The organism is Hoylesella marshii DSM 16973 = JCM 13450, assembly GCF_000146675.1.
GTDB classification, from domain to species: Bacteria; Bacteroidota; Bacteroidia; order Bacteroidales; family Bacteroidaceae; genus Prevotella; species Prevotella marshii.
The window spans coordinates 1,071,871-1,095,794 of the sequence record NZ_GL397214.1 but is presented as its reverse complement, the minus strand read 5'-3'; the positions used below and the strand labels follow the sequence as shown (position 1 = coordinate 1,095,794).

The window sequence follows — 23,924 nt, the reverse complement described above, 5'->3', positions numbered from 1 at the left end:
AAGCTTACCTTTTATCGTATCATAGCTTAGCTTTGACGGCCTAAGAGCTTAGCTTTTACAATGCTGATACTTATTTGGCTTATTTTCAGTGCTTTGCACTTGTCGTAACGGCGTTTGTCTTTGATAGAAGAAAAGCCTGTTTTTCGGCTTTTTATTCACAGCTTTGCAGCCAAAATTAGGTTATTTATTTTGGTTAGGCAGAGAAAATATTGTATCTTTGCACGCTAATAATACAGCATCATAAATTAAGGTAATAATATGGCAGAGAAATTCGCCGAACATAAAGGACTTGACCTCGCGGCTGTTAATAGAGAAGTATTGACATCGTGGGAGCAGAACGACATTTTCCGAAAATCCATAGAAGAGCGCGACGGTTGTCCGCCGTTTATCTTCTTCGAGGGACCTCCCTCGGCGAACGGACATCCCGGAATACACCATGTTTTGGCACGTGCCATCAAAGATACATTCAACAGATACAAGACCATGCGTGGTTTCCAAGTGCGCCGCAAGGCAGGCTGGGACACCCACGGGCTGCCTGTTGAATTGAGCGTAGAAAAGGAATTGGGCATCACAAAGGCCGATATAGACAATAAAGACTCTGAGAAATACATCTCGGTAGCAGACTATAACAGGAAATGTCGTGAGAATGTCATGATGTTTACCACAGAGTGGAGGCGGTTGACGGAAAGCATGGGCTATTTCATAGACCTCGATCATCCTTATATTACTTATGACAATAAATATATAGAGACCCTTTGGTGGCTTTTGAAACAGCTCTATGAAAAGAACCTTCTCTATAAAGGCTACACCATACAGCCCTATTCGCCCGCTGCGGGAACAGGGCTTTCAAGCCACGAACTGAACCAGCCGGGCTGTTACAGAGATGTAAAGGATACCACCGTTACAGCCCAATTTCTCATCAAGAAGCCAAAAACCGAGTTGCAAGGGTGGGGCAATGCCTACTTCATAGCATGGACAACCACCCCGTGGACATTAGCGGCGAACTCGGCATTGTGCGTCGGTCCGAAGATAGACTATGTGGCCGTGCGCAGTTACAACATGTACACCGGCGAGCCGATAACGGTCGTTCTTGCCGAAGCACGTGTGTCTGCATATTTCAATGAGGCAGGGAAAGACGTTGATTTGCAAACGTATAAGAAAGGCGATAAGGTGATACCGTGGACGATAACCGCACATTATAAGGGTACAGACCTTGTGGGTATGGAGTACGAACAGTTGCTTCCGCTCGTCAGTCCCATGGAGAACGGTGCGTTTAGGGTCATCCCCGGCGATTATGTTACTACCGAAGACGGTACGGGTATCGTGCATATTGCGCCGAATTTCGGTGCCGATGATGCCCTCGTAGCTCGCAAGGCAGGTGTTCCTCCCATTGTGATGATTGATAAAAACGGCATGCAACGCCCCATCGTAGACCTACAAGGCAAGTATTATGACATGGCGGATTTGGATGCGGAGTTTGTGAATCGTTACATCCATCGTGAGGCATGGGGTCGATATGCCGGCCGTTTTGTGAAGAATGCGTATGACGAACGTCTCACCGAAAAAGACGAAACGCTGGATGTTTCCATTTGTATCGACCTGAAAGCAGCCAATAAAGCCTTTAAGATAGAGAAGCATGTGCACAGCTATCCCCATTGTTGGAGAACCGACAAGCCCGTGTTGTACTACCCGTTAGATTCGTGGTTTATCCGTTCAACGGCAAAGAAAGAACGCATGTCGGAACTGAATAAAACCATTCATTGGAAGCCTGAATCCACCGGTACGGGACGTTTCGGCAACTGGTTGGAGAACTTGAATGATTGGAATCTTAGCCGGAGCCGCTTTTGGGGCACCCCTCTGCCGATATGGAAAAACGACGACGGCGAAGCCATTTGCATCGGTTCGCTGGAAGAACTCTATGCTGAAATAGAGAAAAGTGTGAATGCCGGTGTCATGAAGACGAATCCTTTGAAAGAGAAAGGATTCGTTCCGGGAGATTATTCAAAAGAGAACTACGAACGAATAGACATGCATCGCCCCTATGTAGACCACATCGTGTTGGTCAGCAACACAGGAAAAGCCTTGAAACGGGAAACCGATCTCATCGACGTATGGTTCGATTCAGGTGCCATGCCCTATGCTCAGGTGCATTATCCGTTTGAAAACAAAGAGGCGATAGATAACCGATTAGCCTTTCCGGCCGACTTTATCAACGAGGGAGTAGACCAAACTCGCGGCTGGTTCTTTACCCTTCATGCCATTGCCACTATGGTTTTTGACAGTATTGCCTTTAAAAACGTCATCTCAACAGGGCTTGTCCTCGATGCCAAAGGCAACAAGATGAGCAAGCGAGTGGGAAATGTTGTCAATCCGTTTGATATGATCGACAAGTACGGAGCTGACGCCGTAAGGTTTTATATGATGACAAACTCCGAGCCATGGGACAACTTGAAGTTCGATGAAAACGGCGTTGATGAGGTGAGACGTAAGCTCTTCGGCACACTTTACAATACTTATTCTTTCTTCTCGCTCTATGCCAATGTAGACGGATTTACCTATTCGGAACCTGATGTGCCGTTAAACGAACGACCGGAGATAGACCGTTGGGTGCTTTCATGTCTGCATTCGCTGGTGAAAGCTGTCATATCGGAATTTGAAAACTATGACCCCACCCGTGCAGGACGGCTCATCGATGCTTTCGTAAACGACGATTTAAGCAATTGGTATGTGCGTTTGAACCGTAAAAGATTCTGGGGCAAAGAGATGAGTAAGGATAAACTCAGTGCTTATCAGACGCTTTATACCTGCTTGGAGACGGTTGCCAAACTCTTGGCACCCATGACTCCGTTCTATGCTGACAGACTTTATATAGACTTAATGGCCGTAACCAAGCGCGAGAAAGCCCTTTCCGTACACCTCAGCAGCTATCCCGAACCCAACGAAATGTTTATCGACAAAGAGCTGGAAGCCCGCATGGGAATGGCTCAGAAGATAACGTCAATGGTTTTGGCACTGCGCCGCAAAGTGAATATCAAGGTGCGACAACCCCTTCAAGAGATAATGATTCCTGCCACCGACGAGACCCAAAAGCGCTATATCGCTGCCGTTGCAGACCTTATTAAGCATGAGGTGAATGTGAAAGAGCTGCATTTCGTGGAGGGAACAGGTGTCCTTGTGAAGAAGATAAAGTGCAATTTCCGCACAATGGGCAAAAAGTTTGGCAAATTGATGAAGAGCATTGCCGCACAGATGGATAAGCTCGACCAAGATGCGATTGCAGCTTTTGAACAATCGGGCAGTATCTCTTTCACTGTAGAAGGTGAGTCGGTGACGGTAGATGCTACCGATGTAGAGATTATCAGCGAAGATATTCCGGGCTGGTTGGTAGCCAATGAAGGTAACCTGACTGTGGCCTTAGAGGTGCAACTCACAGATGCGCTCCGCAAAGAGGGTATGGCACGCGAGTTAATCAACCGCATTCAAAACCTCAGAAAGGAAGCGGGCTTGGAGATAACAGACCGCATCGATGTCGTGATAGCTAAGCATCCGGACGTGGAAGCTGCCATTGCCGACTATGCCGACTATGTGAAGAGCCAAGTGTTGGCCAATCATCTCTCCATTGGAGCTAACGAAGGAACCGAGGTAGACTTTGATCATTTCAAACTCAACATATCCATTCAAAAGATTTAAACATAGGGAGGACACGGCAATGGCTAAAACCGATGATTGTCGAACCTCTATTTTCAAATATCATTAACTATATCTATTATGGCAGAGAAAACACGTTATAGTGATTCGGAGCTGGAAGAATTCAGAGCCATCATTAATGAAAAGCTGCGTTTGGCACGAAGAGATTACGAGCAAATGATGCGTACTTTGATGAATGCCGACGGCAACGACGTGGACGATACCTCACCCACTTACAAGGTGTTGGAGGAAGGTAGTGCCACGCAAAGCAAGGAAGAACTCATTCAGTTGGCAGGTCGTCAGCAGAAGTTCATACAGGGTTTGGAGGCCGCTTTAGTGCGTATAGAGAATAAAACCTATGGCATCGACCGTATAACGGGCGAGTTGATACCCAAAGAACGTCTGCGTGCCGTACCCCATGCCACGTTGAGTGTGGAGTCGAAAAACGCCCGTAAAGGGTAGAAATCTATGAAGATAAAGGGCAGGTACTGTGTTTCAGTGTATGGATGCCTGCCCTTATTTCTCAACAACAAACAGACAGATGAAGAATATACTTCACTCCGATGGCAAGTTGGCTTGCTTGATTGTGTTGTCGATACTTGTTATCGACCAAATCATAAAAATCGAAGTAAAGACCCATATGACACTGCATCAGAGCATAGAAGTGACCCAATGGTTCTACATCAGCTTCATTGAGAATAACGGAATGGCATATGGCATGACGTTTATCAATAAATTTATGCTCAGCCTCTTCCGTCTCTTGGCTATCGGAGTCATAGCGATTTATCTCTATAAGCAGGTAAAGGTCAAGGCACGAACTCGCTATATCGTGTTTCTTTCCATGGTTTTGGCCGGTGCAATGGGAAATATGATAGACAGTATGTTCTATGGTCTCATCTTTAATGCTTCGTCTCCTTACTATGTTTCCTACTTTGTGCCTTGGGGAAATGGGTATGCTCCATTCCTTATGGGTAAGGTGGTAGACATGTTTTACTTTCCTCTTATTGTCTCGACGTGGCCTGATTGGGTACCGTTTTGGGGCGGTCAAGAGTTTATTTTCTTCAGTCCTGTCTTCAATTTTGCCGATGCTTGTATCAGCGTAGGTTTCGTTTTGCTGATGATTTATTGCCGACAAGACCTTTCCACCATCTCTTTCCGACTTAAAAAGAAAAAGGATTGAAACGTTTAGAAGTCATATTCTTCATGTTTGCAGTTCTCGTTTTGTGGAGTTGCAAGCCATCAGTGCCGAGCCAATATATACAGCCCGGCGAGATGGAAGATATTCTTTACGATTATCATTTGGCAGAAGCCATGTTGCAGGACAATAATGCCGGTGCTGTCGACGGTTATAAGCAACAACTTTATCAGGCAGCAGTTTTCAGGAAGTACGGTGTCACTAAAGCCGAGTTCGATTCGTCTTTAGTTTATTATACACGGCATGCCGACCGCTTGCACGATATCTATGAGCGATTGGCAAAACGTTTCAACGACGATGCTGTTGCCCTCGGAGCCTCTGCAAGCGATTTAAATAAGTTTGGCGCGATGACAGCTCAAGGTGATACCGCTGACATTTGGACGGGTGACAAGTCTTTTTTCCTTCTTCCCAAAGCCCCTTATAGCGTTCAATCTTTCTATCTTACTGCCGATTCCACCTATCATCGCGGCGACCGTATCATGCTCAATTTCGATGCGCAATTTATCTACCAAGACGGTTTACGCGAAGGAGTTGCCGTATTGGCTGTGAGGTTTGCCAACGATAGTGTGGCCTCCCGGACACAACAAATCACTTCAGCTACGCATTATTCATTGGTCTTGGACGACGAGGCACATCTTGGAATACGCGAGATACGCGGCTATTTCATGTTGTCAAACTTACAGGGAAGCGCTGTACCCTCTACCACTTTGCGACTGATGAGCATCTATCATGTGCAGTTGATAAGGATGCACGACAATGGAAAGAAAACGCCATCGCCCACCGATAGCATAGCACCGAAGGATGCCATGCCGAAACCCGATAGCAATGGAGTTGTACCCTCAACACTGCCGGAAGCAGTTCCCGCGGATGAACAGCTCATCAAATCGTTGAAACAAGCGCCGCAGAAAGCCCGCTTAATGCCGCCACAAAAACGATGAAACGATATGCCGCTCACGAATTGCAGCTGGAGACGGGCGAGCGTTTACCCCTCTTTTTCCTTGAAATCGATGAGGGACGTGTGGTCAATTACGGAGCTTTAACCCAAGAGATGGCCATGACCGAATGGTTAGAAGGCCGTATCTCGCTCCACCGTGATAACAAGGGAACACTTCATGCGTATTGGAATGGCCACCTGTTAGCCTGATTTTTCTTGTTCGTAGCCTTGTTAGAAGTACTATCGACGCAACAAAATATCTTATGGAAAACACAGTAAGGACAAGATAAAATGCTGTTTCAATGACAAAATACTTTTGTTCATAGAACATTGCAAGTGAAAAAATATCGGGTCAAAGATAATCCGTTGGTATACAGATAGATAAAGGTTGTATTTTAAAAGCTAAGCTCCTACCTCTTAAAAGCATAGCTTTGAGCGTGTAAAAAGATAGCTCTTAGCGTGTGAAAGCTATCCTTTTATTATATGGAAGTTTGGGTATTGATGTTTTACAAATGTTGATTTTGCCTAATCTCTTATATCATGGAGAAAAAAGGAGGTATGAGGTGGACTTTCGGATGCTGGTTAATTATGTATGAATTTTATACAAAAAAAGTATGAAAAAGGTCATGGAAAGTGGTAATAAAATATTACCTTTGCACTGTCAAGTAGAGATAAAAAACAATAGAGAATTAACTTGGAAACTTACTATTAAAAAAAACAAGCAAATGAAAATGTTTAAATTGTGCTGTATTTCAGCATTGAGTATGGTTGCTTTGCTGGCTTCATGTGGTAGCGACATCACTTCGGAAGAGCAAGGTACCAAAGAGAAACAAGTATCAAACATGAAAAGTCGCGTCACAGAATCGTCAGATTCATTGGCTTTAGTAGACTTTTACAATGCTTTAGATGGTGGTCATTGGTACAAGAATGAAGGTTGGTTGGAGAAACCTCTCAAGGATTGGTATGGCGTAAAGGTTGCTAACGGAAGAGTGGTCTCTTTGTGTTTGGTACACAACAATTTGAAGGGAAAACTACCGGAGTCCATTGGCAAACTGTCGCGTCTTCAACGCTTCAATCTTTCTTACAATACAGATTTAGGTGGTTCCATCCCTGACGAGATATATAATCTTACCGAGTTGAAAAGTTTGAAACTATCCTTCACGAGTCTAACAGGTAGTTTGTCTGACAGAATAGGCTGTTTAACCTCGCTTGATTCATTAGATATGTGGACATCTCCATGGGATATGAAGCATGTTACCCATGCTCAAAATCCGGATGTTTTAACAGGTGCGATTCCTCAAACTATCAATAACCTGAAAAAGCTCTCTTTCCTCCGGTTAGGTCGTCAGGGCTTTACTTCCATGCCGGAGGTTATAGATTTGCCCAATTTGGTTGAGTGCGACTTAGCTGTTTGCAATCTGAAAGGTCGTTTGCCTCAATTTAAGAATGCGGAGAAATTAAAGGTTCTTTATCTGTCGAAGAATAAGTTTGAAGGGGGGATACCTGACTCTTATGGGCATTTGAAAGTAAAGGAATTGTATTTATCAAATAACAATCTTACCGGCAGCATTCCCGAATCATTTGCCCATCTCTCTGCCGTACAGCAGCTTTCTTTAGAAAACAACCGCTTATCAGGTAGTATCGATGTGCTGACAAAGTTACCCAATGTATATTGCATCTATCTTGCAAAGAATGACTTTACAGGCGTTTTCTCGCCGCTTTTCGGCGTTAAACAACCTCATTTGATGGTTGTAGATTGTACAGGAACCCAAATTATGGGACAAACTAAATATATGAATAGTTCTATTTCTAAAGTGAAGAAATAATGTATAAGTATCTTTTATTTTTTTGTCCATTGCTTTCGTGGGCTGTTCTGACAGCGACGACACGAAGCAACCAGAGATCGTGATACAAGGGGATGTGCTGATTTCTTATCCGGAAGAGCTGATTCCGGCCGACGGCATTGTCACTTTGCCTGCTACAGTTAAGACTATCGGGAAGAATGCGTTTAGAAATTCGCAGAAGTTAAAAGAGATTCAGGCCTCTTCGGTCACAACAGTTGCTCTTTCTGCATTTAAAGGCTGCTCACATCTGACTACGGTTAAGTTGAACGGGGCTAAGGAATTGGCTGATTCTGCTTTTGCAGAAACTCCATTGTCTGTCATTTATGTAGACAAAGCACCTCAACTCGGGAAAGGTGTATTTTATCAAACACCTAATGGAAAGACCGTTTATACTCAAGCGGAAGCCGAGTTCTCCTCATGGGAAGCGTATGGCTTTTCCACTGTAAATAAGACTCCTATCGGAGCTATTTACGAGCCTTATTTCGGTTATTTCATTACGCTTGACCAAGGGAGCGTGCCTTATAACGGCGCATCTCACGCACCTACAGGTATTGAGAGCAATATCATTCTGACTTCATATGATGGGAAGGTAGATGACAAAATATTCAAAGAGATAAATCCGAATATAAGTCTTGGTTACGAATCAACGCTGAAACGTGCAGGCAACTATTATCTGGTATACTCTCAATTCGTAACTCCGAAGCAGAAAGATCATTTTGTAACAGTGTTTGAGGCCAAGTCCTTGAAAGTTGTTCACCAAGCTGTTGTGCGATTACCGGAAGACCTTGATTGGTATGGATTTAACGGTGTAACGGTCGATAATAAAGGGAACGTATATTTTGCATTCGGCCCCTCGTTCTTTAAAGTGGATTTCAATAAGGATTTAAAGGATGATGAGCGACTGAAAGACCCTGTGCCCGCTTTCGACAGACTTAAACTCCGCAGGTATTATTACGGAGAGGGAAGAGTGTGGGCATTCATACCTTTCCGTGACAAACTGTATAGTTATGATTATGATGCCCAAAAGATGGAGAGTCTTACGACATCGTCTAAAATTAAATCGGCAGTACAATCTTCTGACAATACTTTGATTACTATAGAGAATACGCCGATATTGAGGAGTATGAAAGATGGTTCTGCTATTGCGGAACTGTCGGTAACAAATTTTGGAAAGTCAGCAGCTTATGATGAAAAAACGAAGATGCTCTATTTCATAGGTGATGAAAATAAGAAAACAAGCATATTTTCTTACAACATAGAGACTAAGGAACAAACCTTACTTGGCGAGGTATCTTTGAAAGATGCGGGCTTTGCTAACTCCGGTTTGGTAAGCATTGCCAAGCATGCCAAACTCGATTTGTTGCTCATTTCTTATACTACGGCCAGTAAGGAATGTCGTCTTGGCGTGTTGAACCTTCAAACGAAGAAGTTTGAACGCTGGACAGACGTGGCTGGTTACAGCCTCATCGATAGCCGTTTTAATCAGTAACGAATTGTCTGGAAGACTATCTTTAGGAGGGAATCTATGGATTCTCTCCTTTTGTTTGTTCTTAGATATCGCATGGAGGAGACTTTTTTTCTTGTCGATACCCCTGCTTTTACGTTGTGAAAAGTTATCACCTTTTTTGACAATATGCCTCTTTTTCCTCATTGTTGTACAGCTTTCGATTGGTCGGGAACAAGGTTTTTTGTTCTCGTTAATTGGAAGTCATATGCTCTTTCAGCAAGTATAAAACGCAAAAAACAAAAATATTTAAGAGCGTTTCCCCCGTATATGAATTTATTTTGTTATATTTGCAGAAATAATGCAACTGATTAGGTTGAAATGGAATTTACTGCAAAACAAATAGCCGAATACATACAAGGCAGAATAGAAGGAGATGAGCATGCATCCGTCCATACCTTTGCTAAGATAGAAGAAGGGGTGTCGGGTGCTATTTCTTTCTTATCAAATCCTAAATATACACATTACATTTACGAAACGCAGTCGAGCATTGTGCTTATCGACGAGAATGTGAAGCTCGAAAGACCCACACATGCCACACTGATTCGGGTAAAGAATGCTTACGAGGCTGTAGCCCAATTGTTGCAGCTTTATGAATCGACACGCCCCAAGAAGACCGGTATCCACCCGTTGGCTTTCATTTCGCCTGATGCAAAGGTGGGAAAAGATGCCTATATCGGTGCCTTTGCCTATATCGGCGAGCATGTGGAGATAGGTGATGGCTGTCAGATTTATCCCCATGTAACCATTGGTGACAACGTGAAAATAGGCAATGGTTGCTTGATTTATCCCCATGTTACTGTTTATCATGACTGCCGTTTAGGCAATCATGTGACTCTTCATGCCGGTGCGGTGATAGGTGCTGATGGCTTCGGATTCGCCCCCAATGCCGAGGGCTACGACAAAATACCGCAGATAGGCATAGTAACAATTGAAGACAATGTGGAGATTGGCGCTAATACCTGTATCGACCGTTCTACAATGGGCAGTACTTACATACGTAAAGGGGTGAAGTTAGACAATCTCGTACAGATAGCCCATAATACCGATGTGGGTGAAAATACGGTCATGTCGGCACAAGTTGGCGTGGCCGGTTCTACAAAAATCGGTCGTTGGTGCATGTTTGGCGGTCAGGTGGGGCTTGCCGGTCATCTCACGATAGGCGACAAAGTTTTCCTTGGAGCACAATCAGGTGTGCCGGGAAACCTGAAAGACAATCAGTCGCTTATCGGCACACCGCCGATGGAACCCAAAGGCTATTTCAAGTCGCAAGCTATTTTCCGTAGATTACCGGAGTTGTACCGGCAACTCAATGACTTGCAACGTGAGGTAGACGAACTGCGAAGAGAGAAGAAATAATAAAAAGAGATATAATGACAGAAATGTTGAAACAGAAGACACTGAAAGGCAGTTTCTCCCTGTGCGGTAAGGGATTGCACACCGGTTTGAGTCTTACCGTTACATTCAATCCTGCCCCTGAGAATACAGGATATAAGATACAACGCATCGATTTAGAAGAACAACCCATTATTGAAGCCATTGCCGAGAACGTGGTAGATACGCAGCGAGGCACCGTATTGGCAAAGGGAGAGGTACGGGTGTCTACCGTTGAACATGGTCTTGCTGCCCTTTATGCACTTGGAATCGATAACTGCTTCATACAGGTAAACGGTCCCGAATTTCCGATACTCGACGGTTCTGCCGCTCTTTATGTAGAGAAAATCAACGAAGTGGGCATCGTGGAGCAGTCTGTTCCCAAGGACTTTTACATCATTCGCAAGAAAATAGAAGTGAAAGATGAGGAAAGTGGCTCGTGCATCACTATCTTCCCCGAAGAAGATTTCAGTATCACAGCCATGTGTTCGTTTGACTCCAAGTTTGTGAACAGTCAGTTTGCAACACTCGATGCCATGTCGGATTTTTCTAAGGAAATATCTGCCGCCCGTACGTTTGTTTTTGTTCGTGATATAGAGCCTTTGCTGAAAGCCAATCTCATCAAAGGAGGCGATATGGACAATGCCATTGTTATCTACGAGAGAGAAACCTCTCAGGAGCGTTTAGACCAGCTGGCCGACCTATTAAAAGTGCCCCATATGGATGCTACTAAGTTGGGTTATATCCAGCATAAGCCGTTGGTTTGGGAAAACGAGTGTACCCGCCATAAGTTGTTGGATGTCATTGGTGACATGGCACTGATAGGAAAGCCTATTAAAGGGCGCATCGTTGCCACTCGCCCGGGTCACACCATTAATAATAAGTTTGCACGTCTGCTGCGTCGCGAAATAAAGAAACACGAGATACAAGCTCCGATTTATGACCCTAATGAGGAACCCGTGATGGATGTAAACCGCATCCGCGAACTGCTTCCTCATCGCTATCCGATGCAATTGGTCGATAAGATTACGGCCGTAGGCGCTACAAGTATTGTGGGCGTAAAGAACGTAACGAGCAATGAACCCTTCTTTCAAGGGCACTTCCCGCAGGAACCGGTGATGCCCGGCGTTTTGCAAATAGAGGCTATGGCGCAATGTGGTGGCTTATTGGTGCTGAACACTTTAGAGGAGCCGGAGCGTTGGTCTACCTATTTTATGAAGATAGACGACGTGAAATTCCGTCAGAAAGTGGTGCCGGGAGATACCTTGCTCTTCAAAGTAGAACTGCTTGCACCTGTCAGACACGGCGTTTCATCCATGAAAGGCTATGTGTTTGTGGGCGACAAGGTGGTTTCCGAAGCCACATTTACGGCGCAAATCGTAAAGAATAAGTAAAATACAGACTACGTATGAATCAAATTAGCCCGTTGGCTTACATTCATCCTGAAGCGGAATTGGGTGACAACAATGTGATAGGCCCTTTCTGTTATATAGACCGTAATACGGTGATAGGCGACAATAACGTGTTGCAGAATAGTGTCACCATTCATTTCGGGGCGCGTATCGGCAGTAATAATGAGTTCTTCCCCGGGGCAAGTATCTCTACGAAGCCACAGGATTTGAAGTTCAGAGGTGAAGAAACGTTGTGTGAAATAGGAGATAACAACAGCATACGTGAGAGCGTGACCATATCCAGAGGTACAGCTTCCAAGGGTTCCACCTTGGTGGGCAGCAACAATCTGCTGATGGAGAATATGCATGTGGCTCACGATTGTATTATCGGTTCCAATGTTATCGTCGGCAATTCCACGAAGTTTGCCGGCGAGGTAACAGTCGATGATTATGCCATTATCAGTGCAGCCGTGCTTTGTCATCAGTTCTGTCACATTGGCGGCTATGTCATGATACAAGGCGGAAGCCGTTTCAGTCAGGACATTCCACCTTATATTACGGCCGGAAAAGACCCCATACGATATGCAGGTATCAATTTGGTAGGACTTCGCAGAAAGGGTTTTGACAATGAAACCATTGAGCTGATACACACGGCTTATCGGCTTTTGTACTCAAAAGGAGTGCTGGCTGAGGGTATAGAAGAGATAAAGCGACAGTTGAAAATCACGAAAGAAATAAAGTATATCATAGATTTTGTCGAGTCTTCTAACAGAGGAATTATCCGATAATCATGCTTTTATAGGGCGTGAAATTCTGTTTGTTAGCATGATAAGTCGGTTTTGCTTTATTCTGTGATTGATGTTGTAGGGATTTAATTCGATAACAACAGATGAATACACTCATCGTTATCTTGGGGCCGACGGGCGTGGGTAAAACCGAGTTAAGCCTTCAAGTGGCGGAACATTTGGGTGTACCTATCATCAATGCAGATTCCCGTCAGCTTTTCAAAGAATTGCCCATCGGTACCGCTGCACCTACTGTTGCACAGCGACAACGCGTGAAGCATTACCTTACAGCATGCAAGCAACTTTCCGATTACTATAATGCCTCGATGTTTGAGGAAGATGTGCTGACACTGCTTGATAAACTGTTCGAGACCCATCGCTTTGCTCTGATGAGCGGCGGGAGCATGATGTATATCGATGCTGTTTGCCACGGGATAGACGAACTGCCTACTGTAGACGATACTACACGGACATGGATGAAGCAGAGACTTAAGGAAGAGGGACTGTCGGCCTTGGCAGAGGAGTTGCGAAAATTAGACCCCGAGCATTATAAAGAGGTAGACAGAAATAATCCGAGGCGAGTGGTTCATGCGTTAGAGATATGTCATATTACGGGAAAGCCGTATTCTTCTTACCGCAAAAACGAAAAGAAACAACGTCCGTTCCGTATTGTGAAGATTGGGCTGAACCGTGAACGTGAAGTGCTTTACCGTCGTATCAACGAACGCGTGTTGAAGATGATGAAGCAGGGACTTGTGGAAGAAGCACGTAGAAACTTTCTTTATAGGCATTTGAATGCCCTGAATACGGTGGGTTACAAAGAGCTTTTCGAGTATTTCGACGGTGTAACGACAATGGAAGAGGCTGTTGCTAAGATACAATCAGCTACCCGTAGGTATTGCAGAAAGCAATTGACATGGTTTAAACGCGATGATACCATCCGATGGTTTAATCCCGATGATGTTGAAGAAATCATAAAATATATAGACGAGTTATCGTAAAATATCATTCATTTCATATTTTTGTAATCACAAAGAAACCAAATCCCATTATAATATGATAGAAAAGATAAGACCCTATTGGGATAAGTTCTTGGCTAAATGCCGTGCTTTTTGGCCTTGGTACAAGTCGCTTTATAAGGGGCGACCGTGGTATGTGAAGACAGGAGTGGCCTTTGCATCGTTATTGGTAGCCTTGTTTCTCTACCTTGGTGCGGTAGACATCAACTTTCTGTGGTTGTTTGGCAAGTCGCCCGGGTTTTCCAAGATTATGAATCCTACCACTAATCAAGCCTCTGAAATATATAGTGCGGATGGTGTGTTGATTGGCAAGTATTTCAATGAGAACAGAACTCCCGTGAAGTATGAAGAGGTGAATCCAGCCTTTTGGAGAGCCCTTGTAGACACAGAAGACGAACGTTTCTACAAGCATTTCGGCATTGACCCACAGGGAATGTTTGCTGCAATGAAGGATGCTATTTTGCATCACGATGCCCGCGGAGCATCTACCATCACGCAGCAACTGGCCAAGAATATGTTCAGGGTTCGCACGCAATATTCTACCGGCCTGCTCGGATATATTCCGGGCATACGAATGCTCATTATGAAGAGTAAGGAATGGATTATCGCCTGCAAGCTCGAAGCCGTGTATGATAAGAAAGAAATCATCACGATGTATGCAAATACAGTAGATTTTGGTTCCAATTCCTTTGGCATCAAGACCGCCTGTAAAACGTATTTCAATACAACGCCGGCGCAACTCACGACCGAACAGGCCGCAGTGCTGGTAGGTATGCTCAAAGCCACTACCTATTATAATCCTATTTCCAATCCGGAAAACAGTTTGAAGCGGCGCAATACGGTGTTGAGGCAAATGCTTTCTCACGGCGATTTGACGAAAGCCGAGTGCGATTCGCTTGTTCAGACACCGCTTCGGCTGAACTATAACGTGGAGAGTAATTACGACGGACAAGCCAAATACTTCCGTGAAGCGGTGGCAGAATACCTGAAAGATTGGTGCAGAGATAACGGTTACGACCTCTACAGCAGTGGTTTGAAGATATATACGACCATCGATACGCGTTTGCAGAAGTATGCCGAACAAGCTGCTATCAAGCAGATGAGGCAAGTGCAACGTAACTTCAACAGTCATTGGGCAGGACAAGAACCGTGGCAAGACGAAAGTCACAAGGTGATACCCCACTTCATTGAAGATATTGTGCAGAAGCAACCGGTGTACAAAAACCTGTTGGCACGATTCCCCAACAGCCCCGATTCCATTCAATTCTATCTCAATCAGCCCCACAAGGTGAAGCTCTTCGACTATGAAAAAGGAGTGATAGAGAAAGAAATGTCCACGATGGATTCTATCCGTTATATGGTGCGATTCATGCACTGTGCCTTTGTGGCGATGGAACCGCAGAGCGGTGCGGTAAAGGCATGGGTGGGTGACATTGATTTCAATTCATGGAAATACGACAAAGTGACGGCCATGCGACAGCCCGGGTCTACGTTTAAACTTTTTGTTTATACTGAGGCGATGAATCAAGGGCTTACCCCTTGCGATAAACGGCGTGATGAATACATCTCTATGCAGGTGTATGACAAGTTTAAAAAGCAGGATGTAACGTGGACACCTTCTAACGCCAACGGTTCTTTTTCGGGTGATTCTATGCCATTGAAGAGTGCTTTTGCCCGCAGTATCAATTCTGTTGCTGTGAGACTCGGACAAGAGATGGGCATCCGTAACATTATCAAAACAGCTCACGAAATGGGTATCAAGAGTCCTTTGGACGAAACACCCTCGTTGGCATTAGGGTCTTCCGATGTCAACCTCCTTGAGCTGACAGATGCTTATTGTACGGTGGCCAACAATGGTAAGATGCACGAGCCGGTGTTAGTGACACGTATCGTAGACAAGGACGGGCATGAAGTATATGTCGGTCCGAACGAAGAGCGTCAGGTGATACCTTACAAAAGTGCTTTCCTGATGCAGCAACTCCTGCAAGGAGGAATGCGTGAACCCGGCGGAACCTCGCAGAGCCTGTGGGGTTATGTGGGAGAGTTTCGAGATACGGAATTTGGCGGCAAGACCGGCACCTCCAACAACCATTCCGATGCGTGGTTCATGGGCGTAAGTCCGAAGCTCGTTGTCGGCGCGTGGGTAGGTGGCGAATACCGAAGTATCCACTTCCGTACCGGCGCGTTAGGGCAAGGCAGTCGGACTGCACTTCCTATCTGCGGCTATTTTCTGCAAGCGGTTTTCAAAGACCCTGCATTTAGAGATTATCACGGGAAGTTTGACCGACCGAAAGATGAGGACATCACGCGAGGGATGTATATCTGCGACAGTTACAGACCGCAGGCACGCAGAGACACAACAGCCATCGACAGTCTTTCGGCTTCCTCCGAAGGTGAAGTCATCTTAGACGACAACGGCATATCCGTGGTAGAGCAGACCGATGCCGATGGCAGCACTACACCAGCCCGTAATCCCACAGAGGCAAAGTCTGCCAAAGAGAAGAAACGTAAGAAACCGGATGAGCAAAAGGTAAATCTGGACGACCTATAACAATATAGCAAACTATGGGGAGACACGGAGCCGGCAGACCGATAACACCTGCAGTGCTCCGTGTCTTCCGTTTCAAAATATAATATGGACAATCTCTCATCAGTCATAGAACCCATTGACCTTGATAATGTTGAGCTGGCAGACGCACTGCAGCTGATCCGATTCACTCATCGGTCGCTCTTTCTCACGGGAAAGGCCGGGACGGGAAAGTCTACTTTTCTGCGCCACATTGCCGCTACGACGAAGAAGAAACACGTGATTCTTGCGCCGACCGGTATTGCTGCCATCAATGCGGGAGGTTCTACGCTGCACAGCTTCTTTAAGATTCCGTTCCATCCTCTGCTGCCCAACGACATGCGATACAGTCCGCACCATATCAAAGACACGTTGAAGTACAGCGGAGAGAAGCGTCAATTGATTCGAGAACTCGAACTCATCATTATCGACGAGATTTCCATGGTGCGGGCAGACATCATCGACTTCATCGACAAAGTGTTGCGTATTTACTCGCGAAACATACGCGAGCCTTTCGGTGGCAAGCAATTGTTGCTTGTAGGAGATGTCTATCAATTGGAACCCGTGATAAGAGAAGAAGACCGGCAGCTGCTCCGCCCGTTCTACCCCTCTGGCTTTTTCTTCGATGCCCATGTGTTTCGCGAGATACAGCTCGTGAGCATTGAGCTGAAGAAGATATACCGGCAGACCGATCCTACTTTTATTCACATTCTCGACCAGATACGTGATGGGGGCATCGACACGCCAAATTTGGCACGGCTCAACAGCAGAGTAGGAGCCGAACTCGACACCTCTGACGACAAACTCGCTATCACACTTTCTACCCGACGCGATACGGTAGACTACATCAACAGCCAACAGCTCGGCCTGCTCCCTGGCGAACCGACTGTATTTTACGGAATCATCGAGGGTGAGTTCCCCGAAAACAGTCTGCCCACCCCCATCCGTCTCGACCTGAAAACGGGCGCGCAAATCATCTTCATCAAAAACGATAAAGAGCGGCGATGGGTCAACGGAACGCTCGGTACCATCATCGGCATCAGTAACGATGATGGCAAACTCTACATCAGAACCGAAGACGGACGAGACTTCGATGTAGAGCAAGAAAAATGGAGCAACATGCGTTACACTTTCAACGAACGGGAGCAGAAGATCGAAGAGGAGGAAATAGGCACCTATGTACAATTCCCAATTCGATTGGCATGGGCTATCACCGTGCACAAAAGTCAGGGACTCACTTTCCGCAATGTGCATATCGACTTCACGGGAGGAGTATTTGCCGGCGGACAAACCTATGTGGCATTGAGCCGTTGCACTTCCTTGGAAGGCATTAGCCTCAAAGACCCTATCCGACGCAGCGAGATTTTCGTGCGTCCCGAAATACTTCATTTCGCGCGCTCCTACAACGACCGCCACACTATCAATACCGCATTGGAAGAATCGAAAGCAGACAGGGAGTACCACGATGCCGCTACCTCTTTTGATAAAGGTGATTTCGATGCTTTTATCGACCATTTCTTCAAGGCTATCCATAGTCGCTATGACATAGAAAAGCCTGCCGCCAAGCGTCTTATCCGTCGCAAACTGAGCGTCATCCATCGCTTGCGCGAGGAGAATGAGCGTCTGCGCGAAGAGCAACAAAAGCATGAAACCTTTCTGAAAGAGTTGGCCGCCGAATACACACTCTTAGGTAAAGAATGTGAGACAGAGGGTATGACGGCCGCTGCCATTGCTAACTACAAGAAAGCACTTACACTCTATCCCACGGCACCGGAACCCATTCGACGGTTGCGGAAACTCTCTCCTGAGCGAGAAGCAGGCATGAAGCAACGCAAGAAGTAGACAAGCAATCGATATCTTATCATAGAAAATGATTCTACTTATCTTTGCTGTCCGCAAAACCTTTTGAAACGTATAGTCTGCAAAAAGTAGGATAAAAGGACAGCAGTATCAATTCTTTTTGTTACCTTTGCAGCATAATTTTCATACAACAAGTGTTTCCGTCCGTGAAACACATTCACACAGACAAATTTTTCATATACAATTTTATATATGTATAGTAAAGACGAACTATTATCAAAAAATATCTCCGAGTTGGAAGATATTGCAAAAGACCTTGGCGCCGATTTCAATGCCAAGTCAGGACAAGAAGAACTCGTTTATGCCATTCTCGACAAGCAGGCAGTAGTTGAAGGCAACAAAAATCCGTTGGGAACCAAACGGCGTCGTACACGAATCGCGAAGAAGGATACCACCGACCGTGTATATACCGTGAACGGAACAGACGGGGAGAACTTCGATACAAAGAAAAACAAAACGACGGCCGAAACGCCTTCATTGTTTAAGGATGTGCCGGTAGAAGCCGTAGAATCTGAAGCTACAGAGGAGAAAGAACCGGCCGTGAAGGCAGCCCCGAAGCGTCGCGGACGTAAACCGAAAGCATCCGTGGAAGAAACTCCGACAGCAACTGCCGAATCGGAAGCAGAAAGTTCCGAGCAGCCGACAACAAAGGAAGAACCAACAGTAGAGACGCCGACAAGCGAACCGGCCGAGGCACCCGAACTGCCGGCACCGGCCGAGGAGATGGCTGAACAGATTGTACCCGAAGCATCGTTTGAACCGGCGGAAGCCATGGCGGCAGATGAACCCGACAATGATTTGCTGGCACAATTGCAAGCCAAAGTGCAGGCGCATAACAGCGTGTTAGACGATGCCACCGAGCCTGTTGCCAATGGCGTATGGGCAGGCGATCCTAACGATGGAACCGATTTCATCACCGTGGTGGATTTGCCGATAGAAGATCAGGCGGCACTGCCCAACTACGACATGTTCGACAATCCTACGCTACCCATGCAAAACCTCACGCCCGCCTATCAGCAAATGCCCGTAGGCGAGACAGATACTTTTGATTTCGCCGACCTCATCGCAGCCAACGGCGTGCTCGAAGTAATGCCCGATGGCTACGGATTCCTACGCTCCAGCGATTTCAACTATCTCTCTTCGCCCGACGACATCTATGTCTCCGTGCAACAAATCAAGCAGTTCGGATTGAAAACGGGCGATGTGGTAGACTGCCATGTGCGTCCGCCCCACGATGGAGAGAAGTATTTCCCCCTTACGAGCATCGATAAAATCAACGGACGCATGCCGGCCGACATACGCGACCGCATCCCCTTTGAGCATCTGACACCTCTTTTCCCCGATGAAAAGTTTACACTCTGCGGCGACCGTCGCACCACCAACCTTTCGACACGCGTGGTAGATCTCTTCTCGCCCATCGGAAAAGGACAGCGTGCACTCATCGTCGCCCAGCCCAAGACGGGTAAGACCATTTTGATGAAAGACATTGCCAATGCCATTGCCGCCAACCATCCCGAGGCGTACCTGATGATGTTGCTCATCGATGAACGTCCCGAGGAAGTGACCGACATGGCGCGCACGGTGAATGCCGAAGTCATCGCCTCAACGTTTGACGAACCTGCCGAACGCCACGTGAAGATTGCCGGTATCGTGTTGGAAAAAGCCAAACGCATGGTCGAATGCGGCCACGACGTGGTTATCTTCCTCGACTCCATCACCCGCTTGGCACGTGCCTACAATACAGTGGCTCCGGCCAGCGGAAAGATTCTCACAGGCGGTGTGGATGCCAACGCACTGCAAAAACCCAAACGATTCTTCGGTGCAGCGCGCAACATCGAGGGCGGAGGGTCGCTCACCATCATTGCCACGGCATTGATTGATACCGGTAGCAAAATGGACGAGGTCATCTTTGAAGAATTCAAAGGCACGGGCAACATGGAATTGCAGCTCGACCGTTCGCTCAGCAACAAGCGCATCTTCCCTGCCGTCAATCTGGTGGCATCGAGCACGCGCCGCGACGACTTGTTGCAAGATAAGACTACACTCGATCGCATGTGGATTCTGCGCAAGTTTATTGCCGACATGAATCCCATTGAAGCCATGAACGAGATTCATGGACGCATGCAGCGCACCGAGAGCAACGAGGAATTCCTGCTTACAATGAATTCCTGACCATGTGAAGAAAATGCTTGCCCCGCAGGGCTTCACGTTCGATATCATGCCAGCCGGCATCGAGATCTCAATAAAAAAGCGAGTGGTACGCGTCATCACGACGCGTACCACTCTGTTGTATGTAATCAAGCAATTTATACGTGAGTTCGGGATAAGGTTATTCGGATTGTAAACCCCAAAGGGGCGGAAGACCTTAGGCAAGTGGTGAAGCGATAGCGTAACCCCTGTATAAAAGCATCCCCCATCAAAACTCCGGAGGAGTGACGGAATGATAACGGATATGTTGCTATTCCGTCGCCCCTTTGGGGCTTTTTCTTTTTGCGCATGCTTATCAGGGGCTTCACCCCTGCCTGTGTTCTGTCACCTCTCCGAGGTTTCCTTTTACAAAGGCATCGTCCTAAAAAGCGGCAACCCCGCTTGATGTCCACAGCACTTGCCTTTCCAATCATTAAAAAGCGAGTGGTACGCGTCATCGCGACGCGTACCACTCTATGTATTATGCAAAAAATAGTTTCTTATAGGCATGCGGGGCTGCCTTACTCCTTCGGCACCATCGGAAGAGGGTCGGAGGGTATAGGGCCGGCACTGCCGCCGCCCGGATTTTTACCGCCACCGTCGTCCGGCTTCTTACCGTCGTCACTTGGCTTTTTATCGCCGCCATCCGGTTTCTTGCCACCATCGCCCGGCTTTTTATCTCCCTCTGATGGTTTCTTATCCTTGTCATCGCCCGGCTTCTTGTCGCCGTCCGACGGCTTTTTATCTTTCCCGTCCTTATCTTTCTTCTTCGGCACGATGCTCTGTTTATTCATCGTTCTGTAGTCGGCGAACGTTTGATTGAGGTTGTCGATAAGCGTCGTGATGAGCGCGCGGTCGGCATCGGTGGCAGACAGTTGCTGCGAGGCATAGATGAGGCCGGCGATTTTGTCCCATACGGCATCTGTCTGCTGACGTGCCACACGCGAAGTGGGCAGCTTCGAGGCTACCACATCTTGGCGCCGCTGGAGAAACAGTTTGGCGAACTCGTCGTTGAGCGTGCGCAGTCGCGTGAGGGTTGCGTCGAGGCTGAGTGCCATGAGTTCGGCCGGTTGCTTTTCGAGGTCGTGGAGCAGCCCATAGATATGACCGGATTCCTCTTCGAGGGGTTCCCTTTGAATCCCTTTATAGGGCTTGATAATCATGCCTAATGCCTCGGCGGCACCGCGCTCGGTGGGGTCGGCCGAATACTTGTGGTGCTGAATCACGCCAAAGAGAAATGAGAGTGTGTCGTCGCGCTCGCCGTCTTTCTCATTCAGCCGCTTCGAGAGCAGAGAGGCCACCACCGCGCGGTTGATTTCCTCTTCCATGTCGATGCATCGCTTCCACTCTTTGAGCAGCTCGTCCGTCAGGTGGAGTTTCTGTTTGTCTACTGCCGTCACCTGCGTGTACATCGCGCGGTGATACTGCATGTGGAGCACGTTGTTGAATGAAGCACCGTGGTCTCCGATTTTTGTTTTTTGTTGTAATGACATAGTGGTTGTGATTTTAAATGATGAATATTTATGTTCGTAGCAAGCGGCTTGTTGGTCATTTCACTTTTGCAGCGACCCAACAAGTGGCTTGCAGGCACATTTCATTTTTGCAGCAGCCCAACAAGTGGCTTGCAGGCGCATTTCACGTTTGCAGCGACCCAACAAGTGGCTTGCTGGCGCATTTCACGTTTGCAGCAGCCCAACAAGTGGCTTGTTAGCACATTTCACGTTTGCAGCGTCCCAACAAGTGGCTTGCAGACGTATTTTTTCACTTGTAAATGCCTTTGCAAGCCACTTATTCTCACTTTTTGCATCTTCTGAAGTTCTAATAGATCACAAAAGAGCGAATAGCTTGAATGGTAGGCAAATTTTTCTGTCCTCCGTATTTATAGTCTGAGAACATTATAGCATTCCCCGCAGGACCTGCCATATAAAAATAGCGAGACGTATTAGACCCATCGTTATACTCTGTACTTGTTTGATACATAGTATTTCCACTGGGGCGAAATCCTCCTCCTCCCACTTGCGTCAAACCGCTTTCTATCAAGTTTTTATACCACATTGTGTCCCAACCTGCACCATTTGATACAATCTGAACATTCCAATCGAAGCAAGCCCACGCTGTCCATCGCTTCCAGTCGCTGACAGACGGAAGAAACCACTGCAAAGCGGTTGGTCCCGTGTAGCCTCCGCCGGGATTATATTGTGCCGCAATATTGAAAGCAGGAAAATAAGGATTTGTGGCCTTCACACCAATAGGAGTCATTAGCGGAGCACTTGCACTGAAAGCGGCATTCCATGTTTCATCTCTACCGCTTGCAGCCAAGGTAGAGAATGCTTCTTGCAGCGTTGTTGCTGCATGCGTATTACACTGCATTCTTGTATAACTTCCCCAAACGCCACCGGAAGGGATATTTGTACACCAGAACACGGGGCCTCTATGAGCATCTTTCAACCCAATGGCGAGATGTAGGCCGGGATCAATCACGAGAGCGATGGGCGTTTGATCGCCTCCGCCAAAGCGAGTTTGCCGGAAAGTACCGGTATGCCCGTTGCTCATCAGATAGATAAAGGCGGGTTTCATCTTCACCGCAATGCGGTAACTGGCGTTGGCCGTAAGCGGCCGGCTTGTCTTGGTCAGTCCCGATGTGGAGCCGGTGAGTGGGTTCCAAAAGATTTTTCCGCCGGTGAAATTCAGTTTCAGGTCTTTGCTGTCGGTCGTGGGAAGCACGTAGTAATAGTTCGTAGCCGTAGAGGTGTAAGCATAGGTCTGCCCGTAGTTGGAGGCTGTAAACTTTGCTTGCGTACTGGCGGGAGAGGTGATGGCCGGCGTGGCAAGCGCACCGGTGGCAACGGTGGTGTAGGTGCCATCTGCGGGATTATAAGACACTCGTTGCGGAATGTTGCTGCCTTGGAGCGTGGCGGTGAGGGCTGTCGGAATATCCTTTTTTGCCACAATATGGGAGCGTACGCGTACGCCCACATGCTTGGAGGAAAGATATATGTTTTGATCGGTATTACCCAAAGTGATTTGCTGCCGACCGATGCGTGCGGTAGCAGCATTAGCCAAAACAACTTCGAGTTTATCGCCAACGGGCGTTACTTGGTCATTGAAGCAAAGAATGTCGTAGGTGCGGTTTCTATGCAACTCCATACTGTTAGATGAGCCGGCGTCGGGTGTAAAATCTGTGGCAGTGAATGTGCCTTTTATCTCTCTATACAACACACCTCCGAGGTAGGCGCGGATGGTGTAGTGCGTGGGGGTGGTTACGCCGCGGGTAGCTGCTGTCGGCTTCTCTGCCGGTTCGCTCTCAAGTGTGGTTTCTGCTTCGCAATCGCCCACCTCAGACAGAGCAGGTGCTGATGGTATCGAAGAGGCTCGGGTGAGTTCGGTTTCTGTGCCGAATCCCTCTTCCGCCATGCAGAACTGCACGGCCTGAAACGTGGCTTCTTCCTCTCTGTCGTTGTTATCCTCTTTGCTGCATGCTGTGATTGCAAGTGCTCCTATTGCAAGGCAAAGGCTAAATAATGTCGTTTTCATTTTCATTGTTCTGTTTTTATTCAAATTCATTTTCATCTCCATCG

16 protein-coding genes are annotated in these 23,924 nt (G+C 46.9%); 14 read left to right on the top strand and 2 right to left on the bottom strand.

Annotation, left to right across the window (positions count from 1 at the left end; all coding sequences use genetic code 11):
- Positions 1-258: 258 nt before the first annotated feature.
- The 14 genes from ileS to rho all read left to right on the top strand — a co-directional run bounded on the left by ileS (position 259) and on the right by rho (position 20,331).
- Positions 259-3,690, top strand: a complete 3,432-nt coding sequence (gene ileS, locus HMPREF0658_RS04535; RefSeq protein WP_006948940.1) for an isoleucine--tRNA ligase — start codon at positions 259-261, stop codon at positions 3,688-3,690.
- A gap of 78 nt (positions 3,691-3,768) precedes the next feature.
- Entirely contained in the window at positions 3,769-4,149 is a 381-nt protein-coding gene (locus tag HMPREF0658_RS04530) for a TraR/DksA family transcriptional regulator (RefSeq protein WP_006948939.1), read from the top strand.
- Positions 4,150-4,228: 79 nt separating this feature from the next.
- A complete protein-coding gene (locus HMPREF0658_RS04525; RefSeq protein WP_006948938.1) occupies positions 4,229-4,867 on the top strand; it encodes a lipoprotein signal peptidase in 639 nt (212 codons plus the stop codon).
- On the top strand, positions 4,864-5,820 hold the full coding sequence (locus tag HMPREF0658_RS04520) for a DUF4296 domain-containing protein (RefSeq protein ID WP_006948924.1): 957 nt from the start codon (positions 4,864-4,866) through the stop codon (positions 5,818-5,820). Before HMPREF0658_RS04525 ends, HMPREF0658_RS04520 begins: the two co-directional genes overlap by 4 nt.
- Positions 5,817-6,026 (top strand): hypothetical protein, encoded by a 210-nt coding sequence (locus HMPREF0658_RS04515; protein WP_006948923.1) that lies wholly within the window; start codon positions 5,817-5,819, stop codon positions 6,024-6,026. Before HMPREF0658_RS04520 ends, HMPREF0658_RS04515 begins: the two co-directional genes overlap by 4 nt.
- Before the next feature lie 404 nt (positions 6,027-6,430).
- Positions 6,431-7,642: a leucine-rich repeat domain-containing protein gene (locus HMPREF0658_RS04510; RefSeq protein WP_006948921.1), complete on the top strand. Its 1,212-nt coding sequence runs from the start codon at positions 6,431-6,433 to the stop codon at positions 7,640-7,642.
- A gap of 79 nt (positions 7,643-7,721) precedes the next feature.
- The gene (locus HMPREF0658_RS04505) at positions 7,722-9,149 is read left to right on the top strand and encodes a leucine-rich repeat protein (protein WP_162149569.1); all 1,428 of its coding nucleotides are present in this window, start codon (positions 7,722-7,724) and stop codon (positions 9,147-9,149) included.
- 336 nt (positions 9,150-9,485) lie between these two features.
- On the top strand, positions 9,486-10,523 hold the full coding sequence (gene lpxD, locus HMPREF0658_RS04500; protein ID WP_006948919.1) for a UDP-3-O-(3-hydroxymyristoyl)glucosamine N-acyltransferase: 1,038 nt from the start codon (positions 9,486-9,488) through the stop codon (positions 10,521-10,523).
- Positions 10,524-10,546: 23 nt separating this feature from the next.
- Positions 10,547-11,932 (top strand): bifunctional UDP-3-O-[3-hydroxymyristoyl] N-acetylglucosamine deacetylase/3-hydroxyacyl-ACP dehydratase, encoded by a 1,386-nt coding sequence (locus tag HMPREF0658_RS04495; protein WP_024990964.1) that lies wholly within the window; start codon positions 10,547-10,549, stop codon positions 11,930-11,932.
- Positions 11,933-11,946: 14 nt separating this feature from the next.
- A complete protein-coding gene (gene lpxA, locus HMPREF0658_RS04490) occupies positions 11,947-12,717 on the top strand; it encodes an acyl-ACP--UDP-N-acetylglucosamine O-acyltransferase (protein WP_006948917.1) in 771 nt (256 codons plus the stop codon).
- A gap of 101 nt (positions 12,718-12,818) precedes the next feature.
- Positions 12,819-13,715, top strand: a complete 897-nt coding sequence (miaA, locus tag HMPREF0658_RS04485) for a tRNA (adenosine(37)-N6)-dimethylallyltransferase MiaA (protein ID WP_006948916.1) — start codon at positions 12,819-12,821, stop codon at positions 13,713-13,715.
- A gap of 55 nt (positions 13,716-13,770) precedes the next feature.
- Positions 13,771-16,284, top strand: a complete 2,514-nt coding sequence (locus HMPREF0658_RS04480; protein WP_006948915.1) for a transglycosylase domain-containing protein — start codon at positions 13,771-13,773, stop codon at positions 16,282-16,284.
- A gap of 84 nt (positions 16,285-16,368) precedes the next feature.
- The gene (locus tag HMPREF0658_RS04475) at positions 16,369-18,141 is read left to right on the top strand and encodes an ATP-dependent DNA helicase (RefSeq protein ID WP_006948914.1); all 1,773 of its coding nucleotides are present in this window, start codon (positions 16,369-16,371) and stop codon (positions 18,139-18,141) included.
- A gap of 210 nt (positions 18,142-18,351) precedes the next feature.
- Complete coding sequence (gene rho / locus HMPREF0658_RS04470; RefSeq protein WP_006948912.1) at positions 18,352-20,331, top strand: transcription termination factor Rho; 1,980 nt, start codon at positions 18,352-18,354, stop codon at positions 20,329-20,331.
- Positions 20,332-20,867: 536 nt separating this feature from the next.
- Here the strand turns inward: rho and HMPREF0658_RS04465 are convergent.
- On the bottom strand, positions 20,868-21,839 hold the full coding sequence (locus HMPREF0658_RS04465; protein WP_006948909.1) for a DUF6261 family protein: 972 nt from the start codon (positions 21,837-21,839) through the stop codon (positions 20,868-20,870).
- A 325-nt stretch (positions 21,840-22,164) separates the two neighbouring features.
- Positions 22,165-23,924: hypothetical protein (locus HMPREF0658_RS10640; protein WP_006948908.1), on the bottom strand; the 1,760-nt coding region annotated here is incomplete at its 5' end.

Coding starts and splice junctions, on each gene's coding strand:
- HMPREF0658_RS04515 (WP_006948923.1), top strand. CDS start 5,817: ATGAAACGATATGCCGCTCACGAATTGCAGCTGGAGACGGGCGAGCGT.
- HMPREF0658_RS04475 (WP_006948914.1), top strand. CDS start 16,369: ATGGACAATCTCTCATCAGTCATAGAACCCATTGACCTTGATAATGTT.
- ileS (WP_006948940.1), top strand. CDS start 259: ATGGCAGAGAAATTCGCCGAACATAAAGGACTTGACCTCGCGGCTGTT.
- HMPREF0658_RS04465 (WP_006948909.1), bottom strand. CDS start 21,839: ATGTCATTACAACAAAAAACAAAAATCGGAGACCACGGTGCTTCATTC.
- HMPREF0658_RS04525 (WP_006948938.1), top strand. CDS start 4,229: ATGAAGAATATACTTCACTCCGATGGCAAGTTGGCTTGCTTGATTGTG.
- rho (WP_006948912.1), top strand. CDS start 18,352: ATGTATAGTAAAGACGAACTATTATCAAAAAATATCTCCGAGTTGGAA.
- HMPREF0658_RS04510 (WP_006948921.1), top strand. CDS start 6,431: ATGAAAAAGGTCATGGAAAGTGGTAATAAAATATTACCTTTGCACTGT.
- HMPREF0658_RS04530 (WP_006948939.1), top strand. CDS start 3,769: ATGGCAGAGAAAACACGTTATAGTGATTCGGAGCTGGAAGAATTCAGA.
- HMPREF0658_RS04495 (WP_024990964.1), top strand. CDS start 10,547: ATGTTGAAACAGAAGACACTGAAAGGCAGTTTCTCCCTGTGCGGTAAG.
- miaA (WP_006948916.1), top strand. CDS start 12,819: ATGAATACACTCATCGTTATCTTGGGGCCGACGGGCGTGGGTAAAACC.
- lpxD (WP_006948919.1), top strand. CDS start 9,486: ATGGAATTTACTGCAAAACAAATAGCCGAATACATACAAGGCAGAATA.
- HMPREF0658_RS04480 (WP_006948915.1), top strand. CDS start 13,771: ATGATAGAAAAGATAAGACCCTATTGGGATAAGTTCTTGGCTAAATGC.
- lpxA (WP_006948917.1), top strand. CDS start 11,947: ATGAATCAAATTAGCCCGTTGGCTTACATTCATCCTGAAGCGGAATTG.